The 19,976-nt window shown below is 39.1% G+C and carries 22 protein-coding genes; 10 read left to right on the top strand and 12 right to left on the bottom strand.

Annotated features, from left to right (window positions below; translation table 11 throughout):
- Window positions 1-138: 138 nt before the first annotated feature.
- Together B2W36_RS13265 and B2W36_RS13260 are read left to right on the top strand one after the other, a co-directional pair.
- Window positions 139-1,026 carry a DUF4886 domain-containing protein gene (locus tag B2W36_RS13265; protein WP_293888136.1) on the top strand — a complete coding sequence of 296 codons (888 nt, stop codon included), beginning with the start codon at window positions 139-141 and terminating at the stop codon, window positions 1,024-1,026.
- A gap of 7 nt (window positions 1,027-1,033) precedes the next feature.
- Window positions 1,034-1,534 carry a DinB family protein gene (locus tag B2W36_RS13260; RefSeq protein ID WP_293888134.1) on the top strand — a complete coding sequence of 167 codons (501 nt, stop codon included), beginning with the start codon at window positions 1,034-1,036 and terminating at the stop codon, window positions 1,532-1,534.
- Window positions 1,535-1,611: 77 nt separating this feature from the next.
- On the opposite strand, the gene sucD is transcribed toward B2W36_RS13260, so the two are convergent.
- Window positions 1,612-2,484: a succinate--CoA ligase subunit alpha gene (sucD, locus tag B2W36_RS13255; RefSeq protein WP_293888132.1), complete on the bottom strand. Its 873-nt coding sequence runs from the start codon at window positions 2,482-2,484 to the stop codon at window positions 1,612-1,614.
- Window positions 2,485-2,574: 90 nt separating this feature from the next.
- The gene (locus B2W36_RS13250) at window positions 2,575-3,108 is read right to left on the bottom strand and encodes an RNA methyltransferase (protein WP_293884428.1); all 534 of its coding nucleotides are present in this window, start codon (window positions 3,106-3,108) and stop codon (window positions 2,575-2,577) included.
- Between the two features lie 113 nt (window positions 3,109-3,221).
- On the opposite strand from B2W36_RS13250, the gene rpsT reads away from it, so the two are divergent.
- On the top strand, window positions 3,222-3,476 hold the full coding sequence (gene rpsT, locus B2W36_RS13245) for a 30S ribosomal protein S20 (RefSeq protein WP_209576789.1): 255 nt from the start codon (window positions 3,222-3,224) through the stop codon (window positions 3,474-3,476).
- A 146-nt stretch (window positions 3,477-3,622) separates the two neighbouring features.
- Here the strand turns inward: rpsT and B2W36_RS13240 are convergent, their stop codons facing one another.
- On the bottom strand, window positions 3,623-4,474 hold the full coding sequence (locus tag B2W36_RS13240; protein ID WP_293884427.1) for a 3-keto-disaccharide hydrolase: 852 nt from the start codon (window positions 4,472-4,474) through the stop codon (window positions 3,623-3,625).
- A gap of 39 nt (window positions 4,475-4,513) precedes the next feature.
- Window positions 4,514-5,347, bottom strand: coding sequence for a helix-turn-helix transcriptional regulator (locus tag B2W36_RS13235; protein WP_293884426.1), 834 nt, complete (start codon window positions 5,345-5,347; stop codon window positions 4,514-4,516).
- Window positions 5,348-5,757: 410 nt separating this feature from the next.
- Here B2W36_RS13235 and B2W36_RS13230 point away from each other — a divergent pair, with 410 nt between their 5' ends.
- Window positions 5,758-7,254, top strand: a complete 1,497-nt coding sequence (locus tag B2W36_RS13230) for a succinate CoA transferase (protein ID WP_209576783.1) — start codon at window positions 5,758-5,760, stop codon at window positions 7,252-7,254.
- A 202-nt stretch (window positions 7,255-7,456) separates the two neighbouring features.
- Here the strand turns inward: B2W36_RS13230 and B2W36_RS13225 are convergent, their stop codons facing one another.
- Window positions 7,457-8,749 carry a hypothetical protein gene (locus tag B2W36_RS13225; protein WP_293888130.1) on the bottom strand — a complete coding sequence of 431 codons (1,293 nt, stop codon included), beginning with the start codon at window positions 8,747-8,749 and terminating at the stop codon, window positions 7,457-7,459.
- Between the two features lie 258 nt (window positions 8,750-9,007).
- Here B2W36_RS13225 and B2W36_RS13220 point away from each other — a divergent pair, with 258 nt between their 5' ends.
- Complete coding sequence (locus B2W36_RS13220) at window positions 9,008-9,217, top strand: hypothetical protein (protein ID WP_209576779.1); 210 nt, start codon at window positions 9,008-9,010, stop codon at window positions 9,215-9,217.
- Between the two features lie 169 nt (window positions 9,218-9,386).
- Complete coding sequence (locus B2W36_RS13215) at window positions 9,387-11,963, top strand: cation-translocating P-type ATPase (RefSeq protein ID WP_293888128.1); 2,577 nt, start codon at window positions 9,387-9,389, stop codon at window positions 11,961-11,963.
- Here the strand turns inward: B2W36_RS13215 and B2W36_RS13210 are convergent.
- From B2W36_RS13210 to B2W36_RS13195, 4 genes are read right to left on the bottom strand one after another with little or no spacing between them, the layout of a single operon-like run.
- Complete coding sequence (locus tag B2W36_RS13210; RefSeq protein ID WP_293888126.1) at window positions 11,957-12,895, bottom strand: glycerophosphodiester phosphodiesterase family protein; 939 nt, start codon at window positions 12,893-12,895, stop codon at window positions 11,957-11,959. The genes B2W36_RS13215 and B2W36_RS13210 overlap by 7 nt on opposite strands.
- A gap of 3 nt (window positions 12,896-12,898) precedes the next feature.
- On the bottom strand, window positions 12,899-13,414 hold the full coding sequence (locus B2W36_RS13205; RefSeq protein WP_293884422.1) for a shikimate kinase: 516 nt from the start codon (window positions 13,412-13,414) through the stop codon (window positions 12,899-12,901).
- Window positions 13,415-13,419: 5 nt separating this feature from the next.
- Window positions 13,420-14,604 (bottom strand): BT_3928 family protein, encoded by a 1,185-nt coding sequence (locus B2W36_RS13200; protein ID WP_293888124.1) that lies wholly within the window; start codon window positions 14,602-14,604, stop codon window positions 13,420-13,422.
- Between the two features lie 7 nt (window positions 14,605-14,611).
- A complete protein-coding gene (locus B2W36_RS13195) occupies window positions 14,612-15,154 on the bottom strand; it encodes a DUF1599 domain-containing protein (RefSeq protein WP_293888122.1) in 543 nt (180 codons plus the stop codon).
- Between the two features lie 288 nt (window positions 15,155-15,442).
- Here B2W36_RS13195 and B2W36_RS13190 point away from each other — a divergent pair, with 288 nt between their 5' ends.
- From B2W36_RS13190 to cysM, 4 genes are all read left to right on the top strand, one after another.
- Window positions 15,443-16,240, top strand: a complete 798-nt coding sequence (locus tag B2W36_RS13190) for a HipA family kinase (protein ID WP_209576767.1) — start codon at window positions 15,443-15,445, stop codon at window positions 16,238-16,240.
- Window positions 16,218-16,601 (top strand): DUF3037 domain-containing protein, encoded by a 384-nt coding sequence (locus tag B2W36_RS13185; RefSeq protein WP_209576765.1) that lies wholly within the window; start codon window positions 16,218-16,220, stop codon window positions 16,599-16,601. The genes B2W36_RS13190 and B2W36_RS13185 overlap by 23 nt, the downstream gene beginning before the upstream one ends.
- Window positions 16,602-16,723: 122 nt before the next feature.
- Window positions 16,724-17,533 (top strand): serine O-acetyltransferase, encoded by an 810-nt coding sequence (locus B2W36_RS13180; RefSeq protein ID WP_209576764.1) that lies wholly within the window; start codon window positions 16,724-16,726, stop codon window positions 17,531-17,533.
- 5 nt (window positions 17,534-17,538) lie between these two features.
- Window positions 17,539-18,411 carry a cysteine synthase CysM gene (gene cysM / locus B2W36_RS13175; RefSeq protein WP_293888120.1) on the top strand — a complete coding sequence of 291 codons (873 nt, stop codon included), beginning with the start codon at window positions 17,539-17,541 and terminating at the stop codon, window positions 18,409-18,411.
- A 55-nt stretch (window positions 18,412-18,466) separates the two neighbouring features.
- On the opposite strand, the gene B2W36_RS13170 is transcribed toward cysM, so the two are convergent.
- From B2W36_RS13170 to B2W36_RS13160, 3 genes are read right to left on the bottom strand one after another with little or no spacing between them, the layout of a single operon-like run.
- Window positions 18,467-18,844 (bottom strand): bleomycin resistance protein, encoded by a 378-nt coding sequence (locus tag B2W36_RS13170; protein WP_293888118.1) that lies wholly within the window; start codon window positions 18,842-18,844, stop codon window positions 18,467-18,469.
- Window positions 18,845-18,904: 60 nt separating this feature from the next.
- Window positions 18,905-19,363, bottom strand: coding sequence for a GNAT family N-acetyltransferase (locus B2W36_RS13165; RefSeq protein WP_293888116.1), 459 nt, complete (start codon window positions 19,361-19,363; stop codon window positions 18,905-18,907).
- A 40-nt stretch (window positions 19,364-19,403) separates the two neighbouring features.
- The gene (locus B2W36_RS13160; protein ID WP_293884415.1) at window positions 19,404-19,862 is read right to left on the bottom strand and encodes a MaoC family dehydratase; all 459 of its coding nucleotides are present in this window, start codon (window positions 19,860-19,862) and stop codon (window positions 19,404-19,406) included.
- Between the last annotated feature and the right edge of the window lie 114 nt (window positions 19,863-19,976).

The raw sequence follows: 19,976 nt of genomic DNA, 5'->3' as shown, positions 1-19,976 counted from the left end.
ATAGATGGGGCTGGTCCATCGGTAGATGTTCCGTTCCCATCCTTACGCGCTGCGGGCCCAGTGGCGGTCCACTTTCTATGTACTATCATTCGTATTTCTACCAGATATTAGCTAATTTAGTGCTTATTGCATTTTATTATGATGAAAATTAAACAGATATCGATATTCGTTTTTTTGGTCTTGTTCTTTCTAAAGCATGATCGACTAATTGCGCAGAGTAAATCTCTAGACGACGGCGTATTACGCATTTTGGCCATCGGTAATAGCTTTTCCGAAGATGCTATTGAACAAAATTTATATGAATTAGCGAAAGCAGGAAAGAAAAAGATAGTGATCGGAAATCTCTATATTGGTGGGGCTCCTTTAAGTTTACATGTAAAGAATGCAAAAGATGATAAGCCTGCTTACCGCTATCGCAAAATCAATATTGATGGCCAAATGTCTGAGAAAGCAAATGAACGCTTATCTGACGCGTTAATAGATGAAGCCTGGGATTATATCAGCCTTCAGCAAGCGAGTCCGCTATCAGGTGATTATGAGTCCTATGCGAAAGATCTTCCCCCCTTATATGAGTACGTAACGAAGCATGTTGCATTTCCTGAGACGAAGTATATACTGCATCAGACTTGGGCATATCAAAATGGGGCATCTCACGAAGGTTTTATCCGTTATAACCGTAGTCAGGATAATATGTATAAGGCTATTGCCCATACTTCGCGAGAGGTCTTTAACTGGGGGAATTTTGATCTATTAGTCCCATGTGGCACAGCGATCCAAAATGCACGCTCAAGTTTTATGGGGGATCATTTTACACGCGATGGTTATCATCTAAATTTAGATTACGGACGTTTTATTGCGGCATGTACCTGGTATGAGTCTTTGTTCCATGAAAGTGTGTTGGGTAATACATTTTTACCCCTCAAAGTAACCTATGTGGAGGGAACTATTGCGCGGGCTGCTGCACATAAAGCAGTGGAAGCTCCTTATGCAGTAACGGTATTAAAGGATTTTCAATTAGTCAATTAATATTTATATGAGTATCAAAAAGAGTTATTTGATCGAATTGCATCAAGAAACCAAAAACACAAGACGTATTTTAGAGCGTATACCGGATGATAAATTGGATTGGCGTCCGCACGATAAATCAATGAGCTTGGGCGAACTGGCTTCTCATGTGGTTGGACTACACAACTGGGTACATCAGGCAATACCAAAAGATGTATTTGATTTTAAAGTGGATTATCAACCTGTTAAAGTGTCTTCTGTAGAAGAATTAAAGGAGATCTTAACAATAGGATTGGAAAATAATAAGGCCGCAATTGAAGGTATTCAAGAGGAAGACTGGTTTAAAGAGTGGGTTTTACAATCTGGAGATTATGTCATTGCACGTTTACCCCGAGCTGGAGCGATACGTTTTATTGTTAATAACCATATAGTACATCATCGTGGTCAGTTAACAGTATATTTACGATTGTTGGATATTGCTGTACCGGGCTTATATGGACCATCGGCAGATGAAGCAATGCCGATTTAGTGCGTATCGTCGCCAATAAGAATAAAAAAAGGGAATCAAATTTTTGATTCCCTTTCTTTATATACTTTATCAGCTAATTATTTAGCCAATTCTTCAGCGATTGCTTTTCCGATTTCAGCTGGAGACTCAACAACACGAATGCCACACTCACGCATAATTTTCATTTTTGCAGCAGCTGTGTCATCTGCGCCACCTACAATTGCACCAGCGTGTCCCATACGACGTCCTGGAGGCGCTGTTTGCCCTGCGATAAATCCAACAACAGGTTTAGTACCATGCTCTTTGATCCAACGCGCAGCTTCAGCTTCCATTCCACCACCAATTTCACCAATCATGATGATAGCTTCAGTTTGAGGATCATTCATTAATAATTCAACAGCTTCTTTTGTTGTAGTACCGATAATAGGGTCGCCACCAATTCCGATTGCAGTTGTAATTCCTAATCCCGCTTTCACCGTTTGATCTACAGCTTCGTAAGTCAAAGTTCCTGACTTAGAAACTACACCTACATTACCTTTTTTGAAGATAAATCCTGGCATGATACCGATTTTAGCTTCGTCTGCAGTGATAATACCTGGACAGTTAGGACCGATTAAACGAGAGTTTTTGTCGCTTAAATAAGATTTAACTTGGATCATATCCTTTGTCGGGATACCTTCTGTGATACAAACAATCACTTCAATACCTGCAGCGGCAGCTTCCATGATCGCATCTGCAGCAAATGCTGGAGGTACAAAGATAATAGAAACATTAGCTCCTGTAGCGTCTACTGCATCTTGAACAGTATTGAATACAGGACGGTCTAAGTGTTGTTGACCACCTTTACCAGGAGTAACACCACCAACTACATTTGTTCCGTACTCAATCATTTGAGTAGCATGGTAAGTACCTTCGTTTCCAGTGAAACCTTGAACGATTACTTTTGAATCTTTATTAACTAATACACTCATTTCTTCTTTAAATTTTGCACACAAATCTACTATTTTGCTTTCTAAAATGGAAGCAATGTGAATAGGAATGTGACCTTTATTGATAAATTTTTAATTGGAATTGCGTTTTTGGATAAAATCCCAAAGAATAATGCCAATTGCGACAGATACATTGAAGGAGTGTTTAGTTCCGTATTGCGGTATTTCGATACAGGTATCAATTTTTCTCATGACCTCTTCATCAACCCCATTGACTTCATTTCCAAAAATCAATGCATATTTCTGATGATTTTCGGGTTCAAACTCCTGTAGCATGACACTGTTATCTGCTTGCTCAATGGCAACAATGACATAGCCTTCTGACCGAAGCTGATCGACGACAGCTGTCGTATCCTGGTGATATTCCCAAGCGACCGATTGAGTTGCTCCTAAGGCTGTCTTTTCGATTTCGCGATGGGGAGGTGTTCCGGTGATGCCACACAAGTATATTTTTTCAATAGCAAATCCGTCTGCTGTACGAAAGGCCGAGCCTACATTATGCATGCTCCGTACATTGTCCATAATGATTGCGATTGGAGTTTTTTCTTGTTTTTTAAACGATTCAACATCTGTACGTTGAAGTTCATCCATCGATAATTTTTGCATGCTGCAAATATACTAAACCTAAAAAATAAAATAGATTTTGAATATTGAAAATAAGGTGTTATTTTTGCAGTCCGAATTACAAGAAAAAATTGAATAAAAATTAGCTAAAAAAAATGGCAAATCATAAATCAGCGATCAAAAGAATTAGAGCAAACGCTACTAAACGTTTAAGAAACCGTTACCAAGCAAAAACTACACGTAACGCAATCAAAAAATTACGTCATACTACTTCTGCGGAAGAAGCAAAAACATTGTTACCTCGCGTAATTTCTATGCTTGATCGTTTGGCAAAGAAAAATGTGATCCACAAGAAAAAAGCTTCAAACAACAAATCTAAGTTAACTAAATTTGTTAACAGTTTAGCGTAAGCTTTTTGTATAGATATCGAGGGGTACAGCTCGCTGTATCCCTTTTCTTTATGTTATATACTTTGGATTTCTCTTTCCAAGCGAATTGTAAATAAAAAAGCATCGATATTCGATGCTTTTTTATGTTTAAGCCTTTCTTGCAAACCTTATTGGTGCAAATTGGGCAGCAATTCGGCAATAACCTTTTTCAATTTGTTTGGATCTTTCATATAAGGTTCTAAATCGTAAAGTTCTACCTTTTTGAAGTCAATCGGATGACTTTCACTTTGAAGTGAAATGGTACCTTTAGTCAATAGCTGACCATCTTTTTTTACACTTGGGTCAAAATCGCTTACGTTTCCGCCACCAATTTGGGGTTTAGTATACTGTAAGACTACTTTATCTTCAAGAATATGCTGTACTAAAGAGTCGCCCAGCACCAAAAAATCCGCAGTTACCCATTGGTCCCCGGCATAAGTTTTGGATGTTGAGCTGATGCAATGTGGAGTGAATAATTTGTTGTCCATAACAACGTTTGTACCTGGAGTGCATAGATTGCTTGTGGTCCGTTCATCTTTGCCATTTCCGCCCAGCAGCTGTCCTTCAATTGATATTGGGAAGTCCTGATCTACACCCATGGTTTTCGGATCTTGTCCATGTAACATGGCCCCACTATTACGCCAGGCCCAGCCTTCGCCACCATTAGCCTGTTCACCAACAAATCTGTAAGTGACACGTAATAGATAAGCAGAGAATTCTTTATTATAGAACAGGTGGCCATACTGAAAATTGAAATTATCATAGCCATCATATCTCACCTTAAGTAAACCGTCTTCTACGCGAAATGTATTTTTATAATTATCCCCAACTTTGTGATTTCTAATTTTAGGGGTCCAGTTCTTTAAGTCTTTCCCATTAAATAATTGAATGGGTTTGGGTTTCTTGTCTTGAGAGTTGGCAAATAGATTCGTGCTAAGCAATAGAATTCCAGTACTATAAATGATATGTTTGAATTTCATCCTGAATTAGGTTTATTGACCTAAATTAGGTAAACATTTTTAAATAAGCAATTCTTTTTGTTTGACATATTCACTGGGACGGATACCGACAACCTTATTGAATGTGTTACTAAATGTGGGTAAGCTATTGTACCCCACTTTGAGTGCAACTTCATTTACGCTCAATTTTTCGTCCAAAAGCAGCTTAAGTGCCGTCAGCATTCTGAGAATTGTGTAATACTGAATAAAAGACATATTTAATTCTTTTTGAAACAATCTGGCTAATGTGCGTTCGCTGATATTAAATAATCCAGCAAGCTTTTTGAAGTTGACATTTTCCGTTATATTTTCTTCGAGGTAAGTGACTATATCCTTTAATTTTTGGTGACTGGGATAGGGCAGCGCTAATGGAAGTTCATGTAGGGATAACTCCGGAAGGATAAGTTTAAATGCTGTAGCAATGCTGTATTTAGGTTCTTCAACTGGAAATATATTGCCGTTCCAGCGGTTAGTGAACATGATAAGCTCTATCAAAAGATCATTTACGGGATAAATTCCCATCTTGCTGTAAAATGGAGCATCATTATTGGCTTTTGGAAAGTACAAATTACGCATAACGACCTCGGGAGTACTTGGATGAATACTATGCTTTATACCGGCTGGAATCCATAAATAATGACGCGCTGGTAAGAAATAAGACTTTTTCTCTGTTTTAATAAAAACAACACCGCCTTCGGTGTATAGAAATTGATCCTTATCATGGCGATGCTCGGAAATATAATGCTCTGCTATAATAGCATGGTGACAATAAATGCTATCTTCAAATGAGTCTACTTCCGTCATGTAATAACGGTTGACATATTTTGCATCTGTCGTTATATCTTGTGTATTCATCTTAAACTATCATCCTATGTGACAAAGGTAAGACTTTTTTACTAGACCACACTTTTTACTTGGTAAAGGTGAGTGTATACTTACAATAAAGCGGCTTTTCTTTAGTTGGAAAGTTAGTATTTACTTACTTTAATGTTAATGCATTTAAAGTAAGTTGTTTATTTACAGTATGATATAAATTATGAATCTAGATGATGTAAACTATTTTTTTGCTATGATTTGTTGTATATTTTTGATCTGTAGCCAATTGCGTTTTCTTAGTCGCATTTGGATAATTTTGTGTCACATGACAATAAATATAGCGTTGGAAAAAATGCTAAAATTGTTTGGTTTAGAGATTGGTAAAATATAATAAATAGCTTTCAATTTCTTAAGTTTACAATAACTGAATAAAATAAAATTATAACACTATGGCTTACGAAAGAATAAAAGTTCAAAGCTTACATGATAAAGTAATTACAGGTGAAGAAGCCGCTAAACTATTTCAAAATGGAATGGTGGTTGGATCGAGTGGCTTTACGAAGGCTGGAGATAGCAAGGTTGTATTACCGGCTTTAGCTGAACGCGCCAAGGTGGATCCATTGAAAATAACCTTGATCACTGGGGCTTCTTTAGGGCATGGAACTGACGGTAAATTGGCCGAGGCAGGAGCATTATCCAAGCGCATGCCTTTCCAGGTAGACCGTATTCTACGTAATAAAATAAATGCTGGAGATGTATTGTTTATTGATCAACATCTAAGCGAAACAGCAGAATTGCTGCACAATAAGAATTTACCTCAAGTAGACATTGCCGTACTCGAAGTTGCAGCAATTGAATCTGACGGAAGTATTGTTCCAACGACTTCTGTGGGTAATTCAGCGACTTTTGCTGCTTTGGCTAAGCAGGTTATTTTAGAGGTAAATACAGCGATCCCGATGAGCATCAAGGGAATACACGATATTTACCAGGCAGAAGATTATCCACGACGTAATGTTATTCCAATCGTAGCTCCTGAAAATAAAATTGGTCGTAAAACTATTCCTTTGGATACAAGCAAGGTGGTGGGGATTGTCTTTACGAATGAATTGGATAGCCCTGCTGATATTGCTGAACCAGATGTCAAAACAACAGCCATAGCAAAGCATATTTTAAACTTTTTTGAAAGTGAAGTGGAACTTGGCCATTTGTCAGAGAATTTAATGCCGCTTCAAGCGGGTATTGGAAAAGTTGCCAATGCTGTTTTGACGGGATTTATACATAGTAAGTTTCGAAATTTAACTATGTTTTCCGAAGTGTTGCAGGATAGTACGTTCGATCTCATCGATGCCGGGAAACTTGATTTTGCTTCGGCTTCTTCAATAACAGTCTCGGAAGAATGTTATTCAAGAGTGTTCGATCATTTGGATCGATACCGTGATAAAATTGTGTTGCGTCCGCAAAATATCTCCAATACTCCTGGATTGATCAAACGTTTGGGGATTATAGCGATCAATACTGCCATTGAGTTTGATATTTATGGAAATGTAAATTCTACCCATACTTCGGGTACTAATATTATGAATGGTATTGGAGGATCAGGTGATTTTGCACGAAATGCTTATTTGAGCATCTTTGTCACTCAGGCAGCCTCTAAGGGGGATGCGATATCTCATATTGTTCCGATGGTTTCCCATGTAGATCACACCGAGCATGATGTTGATATTTTAGTAACAGATTTTGGTTTGGCCGATTTACGTGGTTTAGCACCTCGCGAACGTGCAAAAGTTATTATTGATAACTGCGTACACCCTGATTATAAGGAACAGCTTTTAGATTACTACAACCGAGCTTGTGAAAGGGGGGGACATACTCCGCATTTATTAGAAGAAGCTTTTAGCTGGCATATTCATCTCCGTGAAAAAGGCACTATGAAAAAACATAAATAGCGCTCTTCCAATGGAAGTATCACGTATTTTGCCACCGATTATAATCGGATTTTGATCACTTAATTGCAGCGATTAAAATCATGAGGTCGCAACAGTGGTCACGTTATCGTTGAGGATTACATGGACGTTAGATCAAACAGTTTGGATAGGAGGAGTGCTTGGAAAATGCCGTTACAACAGCTGTTTTAACGGCATTTTTACGTTACATTTCCTTTAAACTCACTTCTTTCTTTTCGCCATCTTTTTCGATAGTGACACGTTTTTCGATATTAGCCTTATCGACATAGGATGATCTTGCCGTACCATAATTTGTGGTGGAACCTGTATAGCCCCAATAATTATAATAATTGGTATAACCTGATACGTATGAATAGTTATAAGAATTGGTGAAATCGAAGCTTGCCATGATCACGTAACTACCAGGCATCAGATCTGTAAATTCGAAATGGCCCTCATCGTCGTATACCTTTGCTTTTTTAACGGCATATCCGAAATCAGGGTCTAATGGCACTTCCTGAACCTTCTTTTGTTTTCGTATCTTTTTATTGACTTCCAACCATTCTTCGTAATAAGGAGAGTTGGCGAAGAGTGTGATTTCTGTACCTTTGGGAGCATACTGCTTTTTTGCGGTATTGACAAGACCACCAAGTTTTTTTCCTGAGCTAGACCTTGCGTAAGCCGTCCCGATGATGACACTATTCCCTCGGGCTATTTGCTGGGCAGCTTGTTCTTTGTTGAATCTATTTTTAATAGGTTGATAGTCCAGCTCTTCGTTTACTGTAATTTCCCATTTTCCGTTACCCATGGACATCTCACGTTGCCATAACCGTCGATCTTTCTTATCGACTACGTAATTATAAATGGCACCGGTACTCTCTTCTAAAAGTGTAACTAGCCAACTGTCGTGCTTACCCGTTTTTGGGGAACCATAACTGTAGCTTTTTACTTCCTTGATCGTGTAGTCTTCAACGAAAATGTCCGAATTGCTATTGTAGTAGAATTGTGGAATGCGCGCTTTATAACCGAGATCTAAAGGGAGGGTTAAAATCACGTGATCCATCCAGTTAAAATCTATAAATGGCTGAGTCGGATTCAACGTAATCTTTTTATCTTTTTTAGTTTTCTTCGAATAATAATTACCTGTAATTGTTTCGCCAAAGCTGAGGTTTAACTTCGTTTCCTTTCCATCGCTGGAATAGCTAATCGGTTGAAGCGTTTTTGCATCGGCAACAGTGGTTCGCATCGAAGTCCATGCATTATCCTTTGGAACATAGGTATTGGTTAAAGTCAGTTGATTATTAGCGGCGATAATGTTGTAGGTCAATGACCCTTGCTTATCCCAGGTGTTATCTTTGACATAATAAACAGTGTATAGCGATTTTTCTGGTTTAATATAGTTGGTGTTGATATCGCGACTACCCGGCGTGACGGTTTTCTGACAGAGGCCAACAGCGGGAAGTAAACCTACACTTAAAACAAAGGCATATATTTTCATATGTGTGATCATATAGTTAATGAAAAACAAGCTGTTTTCTTATTTCGATTTATGTATCTAAGGTAATAAAAAACTTTTTGATTTTTTGTCACTGTCGATTCATTCAATGACTTACTGTTTGCGCGGATGTGAGGGACTATAGTCATGCCAACGATTTATCGCTTAGTGTTGTTCTAATTTTAAAGGAACTGCTTTTTATAAATTGATATTCCGTTATTGGAGTATTTTTTATTGTTGCATAAGTGTACGATATAGTATATGGAGAAACTACAAATCACTACGGAAAAAATTGAAGAATGGATTGCGGCTGGCTATGACATTCTTCAGGATGGAGAGTTAATTAAAGTTGAAGGTGATATCCCCGAATTTCTAAAGCAATTCGCGGAGGATACAGCGGATACAGCACCCAAAACTTATTTATTGAAGGAGCTACTTACCTGGCCGGAAGAAGAACTCAAAAAAATATAAATGGGGTTAAATGTTATGCGCTATTTTTGAGCTCCTTAGAAGACGAATTGAGTAGGTGTTTTATTGCTAAAAACATTGGATGAGTGATGTAATAATTTGAACAGCAGAAGATTTGACCGGTTTAAAATCGGAATTATTCATTATATTTAGTTAACCTAGTTAATTCGATATGTCATATAATATCCCCGAAAATTTGAAAGGTCTTTCTGCAAGCGAGGTTGCTGCTGCTAGATATAAATATGGTTGGAATCAGTTGAGCGAAAACCATAAGAGTACCTGGTTTGAACTACTTGTCGGTATTTTGAAGGAGCCGATGTTGATCCTGTTGATTGTAATCTCCATTATTTATGTCCTTGTAGGGAATTATGGAGAGGCTGTGTTTATGTTTGTTGCTATTGTTGCCGTCACGGCAATTTCTTTTTATCAGGATAACCGCAGCAAGAGAGCTTTAGAAGAACTAGAAAAGCTAAATGAACCATTAAGCACTGTGATTCGAGATGGTAAAGTTACTGACATCCCGACTCATGAGATTGTTGTGGGAGACCTCTGTATTACTGAAGAAGGGCGTATTATAAACGCCGATGGTCATATTTTACATAGTAACGATTTTTCTGTTAATGAATCTTCTTTGACGGGAGAGAGCTTTTCCGTATTTAAGGATAATAAATCCGAAGATAACATGGTGTATGGCGGAACGGTTACAGTTTCTGGCCTTGCAGTCTTTGAAGTTACAAAAACCGGCAAAGAGACGCGTGTTGGTAAGATCGGCGAGTCTATAAGTAACATTAAAGAAGAGATATCACCGTTGCAACTGCAAATTCAAAAGTTTGTAAAAGTAATGGCCATTATTGGTATCCTAATTTTTTTGTTTGTCTGTCTATATAGTTTTATTGACAGTGGTAATTTAGTGGCAAGTCTGCTCAATGGGCTTACTTTGGCCATGTCAGTACTACCTGAAGAGATTCCTGTTGCATTCACAACATTTATGGCACTGGGTGCTTGGAAACTTATGCGTCAAGGAATTATAATCAAAAGAAGCAGTATTGTTGAGACGTTGGGTAGTACCACTGTGATCTGCACGGATAAGACGGGAACGATTACCCAAAATTCAATGCAGTTAAAATACCTGTATAATTACGCTAGTGATGCCTCGTATAAACAGGAAGAGTTTGGTGATCCAGCGCTGAGTGAACTTATCGATTACGCCATGTGGAGTAGTGAGCCTGTGCCCTTTGATCCGATGGAAATTACGTTGCATAAAATATACGAAAAAACGCAGCAGCAGGACCTTAGAAATGGATTCAAGCTATTTCATGAATATCCCCTGGAAGGCAAGCCACCGATGATGACTCATCTTTTCGAAAATCGCGATAAAGAAAGGATTATTGCAGCTAAGGGCGCTCCTGAGGCTATTCTTAGTGTCTCTAGGCTTTCCGATAATGAGAAAAATAAAATTAGAGGTATTATTACATCCTATGGAGAGCAGGGATTTCGTCTGTTGGGCGTGGGCAAGGCGAAATTCGAAGGCGATAATTTTCCTACAAAGCAACAGGATTTTGCGTTTGAATTTTTAGGACTGACCGTGTTTTATGATCCACCTAAAAAGGATATTGAAAAAGTTTTCGAGCATATCTATGCCGCGGGGATTAAAGTTAAAGTAATAACCGGTGATAATGCTGACACCACTAAGGCAATAGCGGCCCAGGCTGGAATTATTAGCTTAACCCCGCCAGTCAATGGCAGCGAAATAGTGAGCCAATCGGAAGCTGAAATAATAGCGTTAGCGGAGAGAACAACCTTATTTACAAGAATGTTCCCAGATGCTAAATTGGCCGTTGTAAATGCGCTGAAAAAGAACGGTGAAGTCGTTGCTATGCTTGGCGATGGAGTAAATGACGGGCCGGCATTGAAAGCTGCTCATATAGGAGTGGCTATGGGCGATAAAGGTACTGAAATTGCAAAATCAGCTGCAGCACTCATCATCACGAACGATGATTTAGAAAAATTGACCATCGGTATAGCAGCTGGGAGAAGAATTTATGCAAACATCAAGAAGGCGGTTCAATATATTATTTCTATTCATATCCCCATTATTTTAACCGTATCGCTTCCATTGTTTTTGGGTTGGGTATTTCCACAGATTTTTAGCCCCGTACATGTAATTTTTCTTGAGTTAGTGATGGGGCCTACTTGTTCGATTGTCTATGAAAACGAACCAATTGAAAAAGATACCATGAAACGTCCTCCCAGAGCAATGAGCGATACCTTTTTGAGTATCAATGAGCTTGGCATAAGCATCGTTCAAGGGGTTATCATCACGATAGGGATTCTATTTGTGTATCAACTTGCCGTTCAGCAGGGTGATACGGAAGAGAAAACAAGGGCAATGGTTTTCTCCACTTTAATTTTTGCTAATATTTTGTTGAGTTATGCAAACAGATCTTTCCACTATAGCATCTTTGAAAGTTTTAAAAATAGAAATCTGTTGCTGTTGGGTATTTCAATCGCTGTGCTCCTATTTTTGGCTGTGATACTCTATGTGGGGCCGGTGGCCGATTTTTTTAACGTAACAGCGCTGAGCGGACATGAATTAGGCATAACATTCGCCGTTGCCGCTGTATCTGTGCTATGGTTCGAGGTTTATAAACTGTTCAGAAGAATTGCCCATCAAAAATCGCGGAAAAAAGAATGTAAATATAGTTTTGACAGCCAAAAGAAGACGCAGTCAAATCAGGGATATTACTGAATAAATTTTGAAGTGATTCCTCTTTTCTTGATATAGAAATTCAGCGCTCGTCCTGCTTCGGTAGGACGATCCGTACTCAGTATATCTGCACCTCGATCAATAAATCCTGCATAAACTTGAATGCCTTTTTTATCTGCTTGTTTGTCCAAATTACCAAGTGTACCCAATATACACATGATACCATGATCGTGGAGTATTTTTGTCAACTGAGGATCCGCTTCTCGCGTTCCTACAAAGGCTAATAGGCGGTTGTCTGGAATATCTTTTTCATTAAGCCTGGCAAGATCGTTCACGGTATTGATAGAAGCCGAAATCATTAAGTCGCCAGCGAGATTATGGACCTTGGCTGCTTGGTTGGCGCTGTAGGTAATGATGACCACACTAGATTCTGCACGTTGCTTACGGATAGCATTGATAACAGCTTCATAAGGAACATCATTCTTTATATCTAAGGTGAAAATTACCTTACCTTTTCCCCAAGATAGCGCTTCTTCCAGCGTTGGGATCTGATATGGTGTTATTTTTTTGTAATTATCCAATAGACGTAGCTGTTTGAGTTCCGACAAGGTGCTGGCGTTCACAGGCCCTCTGCCCGTTGTTGTACGGTTTAACGTATTGTCATGCATTAATACCAATGCTGAATCTTTGCTGAGGCGTACATCACACTCAATAATGACTGGCTGCAAGTTCGCATTATAAGAAAATGTTTCGATAGCATTCTCGGGGTATCCGGATGTCGGGCCACCGCGATGCAAACTGACCAAAGGATAGCGATTATCGTCATAGGTCAAAAACTGATATAATTCCTCAACATGCTGGAGTTTTAAGCGTTTACCTACCGGCAAGCCGTCCGTATTGTCTCCATGCCGAAAGCAACTGCTTAATACCAGGCAGATCAATAAGAGGAAATAGTGGGCGATACGAGATTTCATTGTTTATTTATTGTGCTCAATAATCAGATCGGCCAGTTCTTCGACACTGGTATTTAATTGATCGATTGTTAGATGGGCTTGCGTATAATGAGGCTCTCTTTCGATCAGTTTTTCTTCAATAAATAAGCGGAGTTCTTCAGGTGATTTTCCGATCAGAATCGGTCTTTTGTGAAGTTTTGATTGCGAAAGCCTGTCAAATAGTGCTTTTGGAGACATGTGTAAATACACTGCATAGCCGTTTGCCTTAATCCAATCCATATTGTCGAAGAAACAAGGTGCACCGCCCCCTGTTGAGATTACAGCTGCTTTCTCCGCAAATTTACGCAATTGCTCGCGTTCCAAAGCGCGAAATGCATCTTCGCCATATTGCGCGAAATACTCAGTAATACTCATGCCGATTTGCTTGACGATCTCCTCATCAGTGTCTATAAATGGCAGCTCTAGTTTACTGGCAAGTTTTTTACCAAGGGTAGTTTTTCCACTTCCCATATAACCAATCAAAAATATAGGTTTAGGCATAGGTATTATTTGTCTTTACTTAGAAATTCATCTTCAATGGATTTGGCATCCGGAAAATTATTATAATGCCATTTTCCGATCACGTTTCCTCCTTTTAAGAGTAGTACGCCTGGATTTGCTCTGACCATACTTTTCAAAGGAACTAGATCGGCGTAGAATATCTCCGCGATTAATTGCATTTTATCACTCAGATATTGAGCGTCTTTCGATGCTGACGCGGTTAATAGGACGACACGGAGTCCGTTATAATCCTTTGTTAACTGGATAGCGGATTGATTGATCTTTTGGATGGCATCAATATTGGCCGTCGAAAGATCTTTTGCAACGATAATAAGATTGTAATAAGGGTTTGCAATGATTTCTTGTGTGTGATCAGCTCCGTCTGCATCAGTGATCAAAAGATCTGGAATAGGAATATCATAACCCTTTTTGACTAATTTACTCTCAGGTTCACCTATAATTTCCCATGATTCATCTTCCCATAGTTTATCAGCCATATAAGTTTTGTCGTTGACCTTTTTAGTTTCGCCTGTCTTTTTATTTTTCATGGTATAGATTTGCTCAAACAGATCCCCTTGTTTGCCTTCTGGCAATACCATTAACGAAGGTAAATTGTTGCCAACCTTATAGGGTAAAAAGTCAATAAATGGGAGGTAGTTTACAGTATAAATACCGATACCTAAGGAGATAACCGCTGTAATCATTGTAACAACAAATTGATTGCCTGATCCTTTGATAATCGATCGCAACTGTTTTCGGTTAAAAAATATTACTAGAATCAACGCCAGCAGCACGAGGTCTTTGGAAAATGATTGCCAAGGTGTGAGGGGGATTGCATCGCCAAAGCATCCACAGGAGGTTACAACCTCGAAAAAAGCCGAATAGAAGGTCAAAAAGGTGAAAAATAGGATCAGCAGGAGTAGGCCCCAAGCAACTGTATTGCCATATAGCCCCAATAATAATAGTGCTCCTAATAGAATTTCAAAACCACAGATCACAACAGCGATTGCGGTAGCATACTCATTAAAGGCTGTGAGATGAAACACCTCAAAGTATTCTTGGAGCTTATAGCCAAACCCGGTCGGGTCATTGGCTTTTATAAAGCCTGAGAATATGAAAAGAAGTCCGGTAAAAATTCGGCAAAACCCTAATAAATAATTCGTTTTGGTACGCTGCTGTGTCAATGTCATAATCCGGTTATTGTTGTGCTATTCCTAATTTAATCAATGCAAAAACTGCGTAATTGAGCATATCCTGATAATTAGCAGGAATACCCTCAGAAACAAGTGTTTGCCCGTCATTATCTTCGATTTGTTTAACTCGGTGTATTTTCATTAAGATCAGATCTGTCATGGAAGATACACGCATATCGCGCCAAGCTTCACCGTAATCATGATTTTTAGCGAGCATAAGATCTCTGGTTTCAGTCACCTTTTCGGTATATTTTTGATTCACAAAGTCTGTATCCAAATTTTCTTCGCCATCTTCTCCCAAATCAATCTGAATCATGGCCATGACACAATAATTTATGATACCAATATATTCGTCAGCGATTCCCTCGCCTACTTTGGAAACTTTTTTGATTTCTAGTGTGCGTATACGCTGTGCTTTGATATAAATCTGATCTGTAATGGAAGATAGGCGCATAATTCGCCAAGCTGTTCCATAATCTTTTGTTTTTTTTATAAATAAATCCGGACAATGCTTGATCACATTGTTATATTCCTGAATGGTATCCATATCGTTGATTGAAGAAACTTGATGAGACAAGTTGTGATTACATTACAAATATAATTAGAAAATAATACTTCCGACGGTCAAATGAATGTACAATTTATGCTTTATTAATAAAATATAGATAATAATTTTGGATATTACCACAATATAAAGTTCGCAGGGTAAAGCACTAGGCAATGCTCAAATACATGGTGTAGATTTCTTGCTTTCTGTTTGCTAAAATGTTTAATTGGGATAGTTTTAAAAGAGTGGATTAGTTTACCAACTTTAGCTAATAAAAAAAATAAATTCATGGATTTTCAACAACCTGTTATTAGGAAAGTAAAGATCATTCGATATGTACAGCCATTTCGGGAGGGAGGGTCTTTACCGGCACTGGTCGATGCTGATGATGGCTTCAGTTATGTCATAAAATTTAGGGGAGCAGGGCAAGGGCGGAAGGCCCTCATCGCCGAATTGATTGGCGGAGAGCTGGCAAGACTGTTAAAATTGCGCGTGCCCGAAATTGTGTTTGCCGATTTGGACGAGTCCTTTGGTCGGACAGAGCCTGATGAAGAAATTCAGGATCTACTTAAATTCAGTGTGGGCAAAAACCTAGGTCTACATTTTCTGAGCGGAGCCATCACATTCGATGCAAATGTTGACGTTATTGCGGCGGAAGAAGCATCCAAGATTGTTTGGCTAGATTCACTCTTAATGAATGTGGACCGAACTGTTCGGAACACAAATATGCTGATATGGCACAAAGAACTTTGGTTAATAGATCATGGAGCTGCTTTATATTTCCATCACAGCTGGGATAACTGGGAGGAACAGTCGTTAAAGCCATTTGTTCAGATTAAAGATCACGTACTGTTAAAAAATGCCAGTAGGGTGGGGGAGATAGATGCGGAATATCGTTCACTTTTTACGGAGACGGTATTTCGTGACATATTAGCCGTGGTACCGGATGAGTGGTTGGAAGATTCCGAACGTGAACTTTCGGCGGCGGATGCGCGAGAAGTATATGTTTCTTTCTTGAAACGCCGTGTAGCCAATTCATCCATTTTTGTAAAGCAAATTGAAGATGCCAGAAAAGACCTTATATGAGTACGCTGTGGTACGTTTGATACCACGGGTGGAACGCGAGGAATTTATTAACGTGGGTGTAGCTCTGTATTGTCGCAAGTACCGTTATGCGAAAATGATTTATTTTGTCAATGAACAGAAAGCGCGGTCGCTTTGTCCGGATATTGAATTGGAAATGATTGAAAATCACCTGTCTTCTTTCCAGCGAATCTGTCATGGAGAAAGAGATGCTGGCAAACTTGCTGAGCTGGATATCACCGAACGTTTTCGTTGGTTGACAGCGAAGCGGAGTACCTTGATCCAATGTTCGGCCTCACATCCCGGTTTGTGTGAAGATCCAGAAGTAACATTGAGAGAGTTGTTTGAGCGTTTGGTTCTTTAGGCCAAATGATTTATTCCATTAGCGAGCGGATTTAAAGTGATGGTCAAAGCCGTTAAGTTTTTTAGTATAAGGCTTAATCTATCAATATTGTATAGTATATTTGTTTCAATAAATTAGTGAAGATGCATGATTTTTATCAACATATCTATGAGCAGCAATTGGCTGTTTTAGAAATGCCTTCTAATAAGAAGATCTGTGGATGGGCTATCCGAATTTTGGATGTGCTCTTTCCGGAACGAAATTCAGGCGATATGAAATCTGTCGATGATGTGAAGCTCGCTTTTGAGCAATTTGAATTGGAACTGGAGCAGCTTTTGAGCAAATCCAAAGCTTGTCAAAGCTGCAATCATTCGGACGTAGCGCATAAATTCTTTGAACGGATTCCACAACTTTATGAACTGATGTGCTGGGATGCCGATGCATTGATGGACGGGGATCCCGCAGCGCAGAACAAGAGAGAGGTCGTACGTACTTATCCTGGTTTTTTTGCGATCTGTATTTTCCGGATGGCCAATGAACTACATCGTTTGGGTGTTCCTTTGATACCACGTATATTGACGGAGCATGCTCATTCCAAAACTGGAATAGATATCCATCCTGGAGCAACGATAGGCCATCATTTGCATATTGATCACGGAACCGGACTGGTCGTTGGTGAAACTTGTACTATTGGTAATTATGTAAAGCTTTATCAGGGGGTAACTTTAGGCGCACTGAGTGTGGATAAGGTTTTTTCCAATGTAAAGCGGCATCCGACTATAGGTGATCATGTGATTATCTATTCCGGTGCTACCATTCTTGGCGGCGAAACACAGATCGGTCATCATTCGGTGATTGGCGGTAATGTGTGGTTGACAAGTTCTGTAGAGCCGTATACCACGGTATACCATCAGGCTACATCAAAGTTTATAGATTCGAAACCAATAAATTAAATACCATGGGAAATATCATAGATACGATTGGAAATACGCCATTAGTCGAGATTACGCAATTCCATACCAACCCGAAGGTGAAGATTTTTGCGAAAATGGAGGGTAATAATCCAGCTGGTTCAGTTAAAGATCGTGCAGCGCTCAATATGATCCGTTCAGCGATGGAACGTGGCGATATTACAAAAGATAGCAAATTGATTGAGGCAACGAGTGGTAACACAGGAATCGCATTGGCTATGATTGCAGGTATATATGGGCTGAGCCTAGAACTTGTGATGCCCGCTTCTTCCACCCGCGAGCGAACGCTTACGATGGAGGCGTATGGAGCGAAAGTTACCCTGTTGGAATCGATGGAAATATGCCGTGATTATGCGGAAGAAAAGGCTGAAAAAGAGGGCTATTATATATTGAATCAATTTGCGAATCGAGATAATTACCAAGCACATATCAAGACCACAGGTCCTGAAATCTGGCGTGACACAGATGGCAAGATTACACATTTTGTAAGCGCCATGGGCACCACAGGAACAATCATGGGTAACTCCATCTACCTGAAAGAAAAAAATGCAGCCATTCAGATTGTAGGTTGCCAGCCCACTCCTGAATCATCCATACCAGGTATACGGCGTTGGCCCGAGGCCTATTTACCTAAGATTTTTGATCCGCGCAGAGTAGATCGCGTTCTCGATATATCCCAACAGGAGGCCACTGAGCTTGCCCGGGAGCTTGTTAAGCGCGAAGGTGTTTTTGCGGGGATGAGTACGGGGGGAGCTTTAGCTGGAGCACTCAAAATTGCGAATGAAATTGAAGCGGGCGTTATTGTATTTATTGCCTGCGACCGCGGTGACCGTTACTTGAGTTCGGATCTTTTTGGCTAAAAAATAACATAAAAAATGCCCGGCCCACTAGGAGATTATGCTAATTAACACAATCTTAGTGGGCTTTTTGGAATTCAGCGTCATGCCCAAAGGTTATGAAGTTGCTGTCGGGGTCCAAAATTGAAAACTCACGCTGACCCCAAGGCTTGGTATCAAGTTTTCCATTGGGGTGTATAGCTACGTTGTTTTCCTGAAGAGATTGATACAAGCGGTCAATATCGTCTGTACGGACGTACACCATACCATAATTTTCTTTGGGTAAAAGTTCTCTAAATTCAAAAAAATGGATTTCAATATGATCTTTTTTTAGCATGAGATAGCCCTCGTAATCGACGTTCCCGATCAATGAAAAACCAAGTTTATGTACATAAAAATCCTTTGTAATGGATTTATTGCGCATCGGTAGTTTGGGGTGAATGGCAGTCAATTTCATCTTTTTATATAAATAAAGTTCCGTTGAATCAATTCTGTTAGTTGCCTCTTTCAAAGGTAGTTATTTATTGTACCTCAACATAATCATATCTTTCAATAACTGGCCATTTTCATATATAGGCCGCTCATAATTTTTGATAAAAAAGTCTTTACGAATTCCGTATTTAACAAATCCATTTCGTTCATAGAAACGAATTTGTGCTAGTCCACAATCGGCGGTACCTACGATAAGGTTAGCATATTGCTGGTAATTGGCCTTAATAAAATCAAGCAATTGGCTTCCGAGTCCCATGCCTTGAAATGCTGGAGATACGGCAATGTTTTTAATTTCCAATGTTTCTGAATCGACTGGATATAAACAAAAAACAGCAATCGGCATTTTCACGTCATATACAACATACACTAGGGAGTCGTAAAGGTATTTATCGATTGCATGTACCGTTTCGTCTGCTAAAAGCAACAAATCATAAGGGTATTCCTTATAATTTGTAATATGCTTTATTTGATAGCGATTGTGCATTGATAGGAATTCGCTAATTTCTGTGAACCTAAAGCTGCGACTAATTGAAATGATATAAAAAGATGACGTCACCTACGTAAGCCGGTTTTGCACTATCTTTGATTTTCAATGTAGCTTCTATGGTTACTTTGATAACACCTCTTAAATTGACGACAGACTTTACCAGTGTATGTAGCTGCACCGCATTGTCAACCAAAACGGGCTGTGCAAAACGTAGGTTTTCGATCCCATAATTGATTTCCATTTTGACATTTCTTACTTCAGCTATTTGTTTCCATAAATAGGGAATGAGGGACAAAGTCAGATAGCCATGGGCGATAGTCGATTTAAAAGGGCTATCAGTTTTTGCTTTTTCACTATCTAAATGAATCCATTGATGGTCGAGTGTTGCATCCGCAAATTGATTAATTTGTTTTTGATCAATAACATGCCATTGGGATTCGCCTAATGATTTTCCTTCAAAGGCTTTGTACTCTTCATAATTGTTAATTATTGTCATATGTAATCTTTTTATCGCGTTTTGTTTTTGTCGGTCCCCCTTATGTATGGTGAAGGGAAGACGAATTTGTGGCTAAATATAACTATACTTTTAAGAATCCTAAAGATATCCTTT

The sequence above is a fragment of the Sphingobacterium sp. UBA3549 genome, from assembly GCF_002376635.1.
Taxonomy (GTDB): Bacteria; Bacteroidota; Bacteroidia; order Sphingobacteriales; family Sphingobacteriaceae; genus Sphingobacterium.
The sequence above is the reverse complement of the archived record's forward strand: the minus strand, read 5'-3'. Positions and strand labels throughout refer to the sequence as shown.

Bases quoted from the DNA above. Each gene is read 5' to 3' on its own strand.
- B2W36_RS13215 (WP_293888128.1), top strand. From the start codon at position 9,387: ATGTCATATAATATCCCCGAAAATTTGAAAGGTCTTTCTGCAAGCGAG.
- sucD (WP_293888132.1), bottom strand. From the start codon at position 2,484: ATGAGTGTATTAGTTAATAAAGATTCAAAAGTAATCGTTCAAGGTTTC.
- rpsT (WP_209576789.1), top strand. From the start codon at position 3,222: ATGGCAAATCATAAATCAGCGATCAAAAGAATTAGAGCAAACGCTACT.
- B2W36_RS13210 (WP_293888126.1), bottom strand. From the start codon at position 12,895: ATGAAATCTCGTATCGCCCACTATTTCCTCTTATTGATCTGCCTGGTA.
- B2W36_RS13195 (WP_293888122.1), bottom strand. From the start codon at position 15,154: ATGGATACCATTCAGGAATATAACAATGTGATCAAGCATTGTCCGGAT.
- B2W36_RS13220 (WP_209576779.1), top strand. From the start codon at position 9,008: ATGGAGAAACTACAAATCACTACGGAAAAAATTGAAGAATGGATTGCG.
- B2W36_RS13170 (WP_293888118.1), bottom strand. From the start codon at position 18,844: ATGAAATTGACTGCCATTCACCCCAAACTACCGATGCGCAATAAATCC.
- B2W36_RS13180 (WP_209576764.1), top strand. From the start codon at position 16,724: ATGCATGATTTTTATCAACATATCTATGAGCAGCAATTGGCTGTTTTA.
- B2W36_RS13260 (WP_293888134.1), top strand. From the start codon at position 1,034: ATGAGTATCAAAAAGAGTTATTTGATCGAATTGCATCAAGAAACCAAA.
- B2W36_RS13190 (WP_209576767.1), top strand. From the start codon at position 15,443: ATGGATTTTCAACAACCTGTTATTAGGAAAGTAAAGATCATTCGATAT.
- B2W36_RS13265 (WP_293888136.1), top strand. From the start codon at position 139: ATGATGAAAATTAAACAGATATCGATATTCGTTTTTTTGGTCTTGTTC.
- B2W36_RS13200 (WP_293888124.1), bottom strand. From the start codon at position 14,604: ATGACATTGACACAGCAGCGTACCAAAACGAATTATTTATTAGGGTTT.
- B2W36_RS13240 (WP_293884427.1), bottom strand. From the start codon at position 4,474: ATGAAATTCAAACATATCATTTATAGTACTGGAATTCTATTGCTTAGC.
- B2W36_RS13185 (WP_209576765.1), top strand. From the start codon at position 16,218: ATGCCAGAAAAGACCTTATATGAGTACGCTGTGGTACGTTTGATACCA.
- B2W36_RS13205 (WP_293884422.1), bottom strand. From the start codon at position 13,414: ATGCCTAAACCTATATTTTTGATTGGTTATATGGGAAGTGGAAAAACT.
- B2W36_RS13230 (WP_209576783.1), top strand. From the start codon at position 5,758: ATGGCTTACGAAAGAATAAAAGTTCAAAGCTTACATGATAAAGTAATT.
- cysM (WP_293888120.1), top strand. From the start codon at position 17,539: ATGGGAAATATCATAGATACGATTGGAAATACGCCATTAGTCGAGATT.
- B2W36_RS13160 (WP_293884415.1), bottom strand. From the start codon at position 19,862: ATGACAATAATTAACAATTATGAAGAGTACAAAGCCTTTGAAGGAAAA.
- B2W36_RS13250 (WP_293884428.1), bottom strand. From the start codon at position 3,108: ATGCAAAAATTATCGATGGATGAACTTCAACGTACAGATGTTGAATCG.
- B2W36_RS13165 (WP_293888116.1), bottom strand. From the start codon at position 19,363: ATGCACAATCGCTATCAAATAAAGCATATTACAAATTATAAGGAATAC.
- B2W36_RS13235 (WP_293884426.1), bottom strand. From the start codon at position 5,347: ATGAATACACAAGATATAACGACAGATGCAAAATATGTCAACCGTTAT.
- B2W36_RS13225 (WP_293888130.1), bottom strand. From the start codon at position 8,749: ATGAAAATATATGCCTTTGTTTTAAGTGTAGGTTTACTTCCCGCTGTT.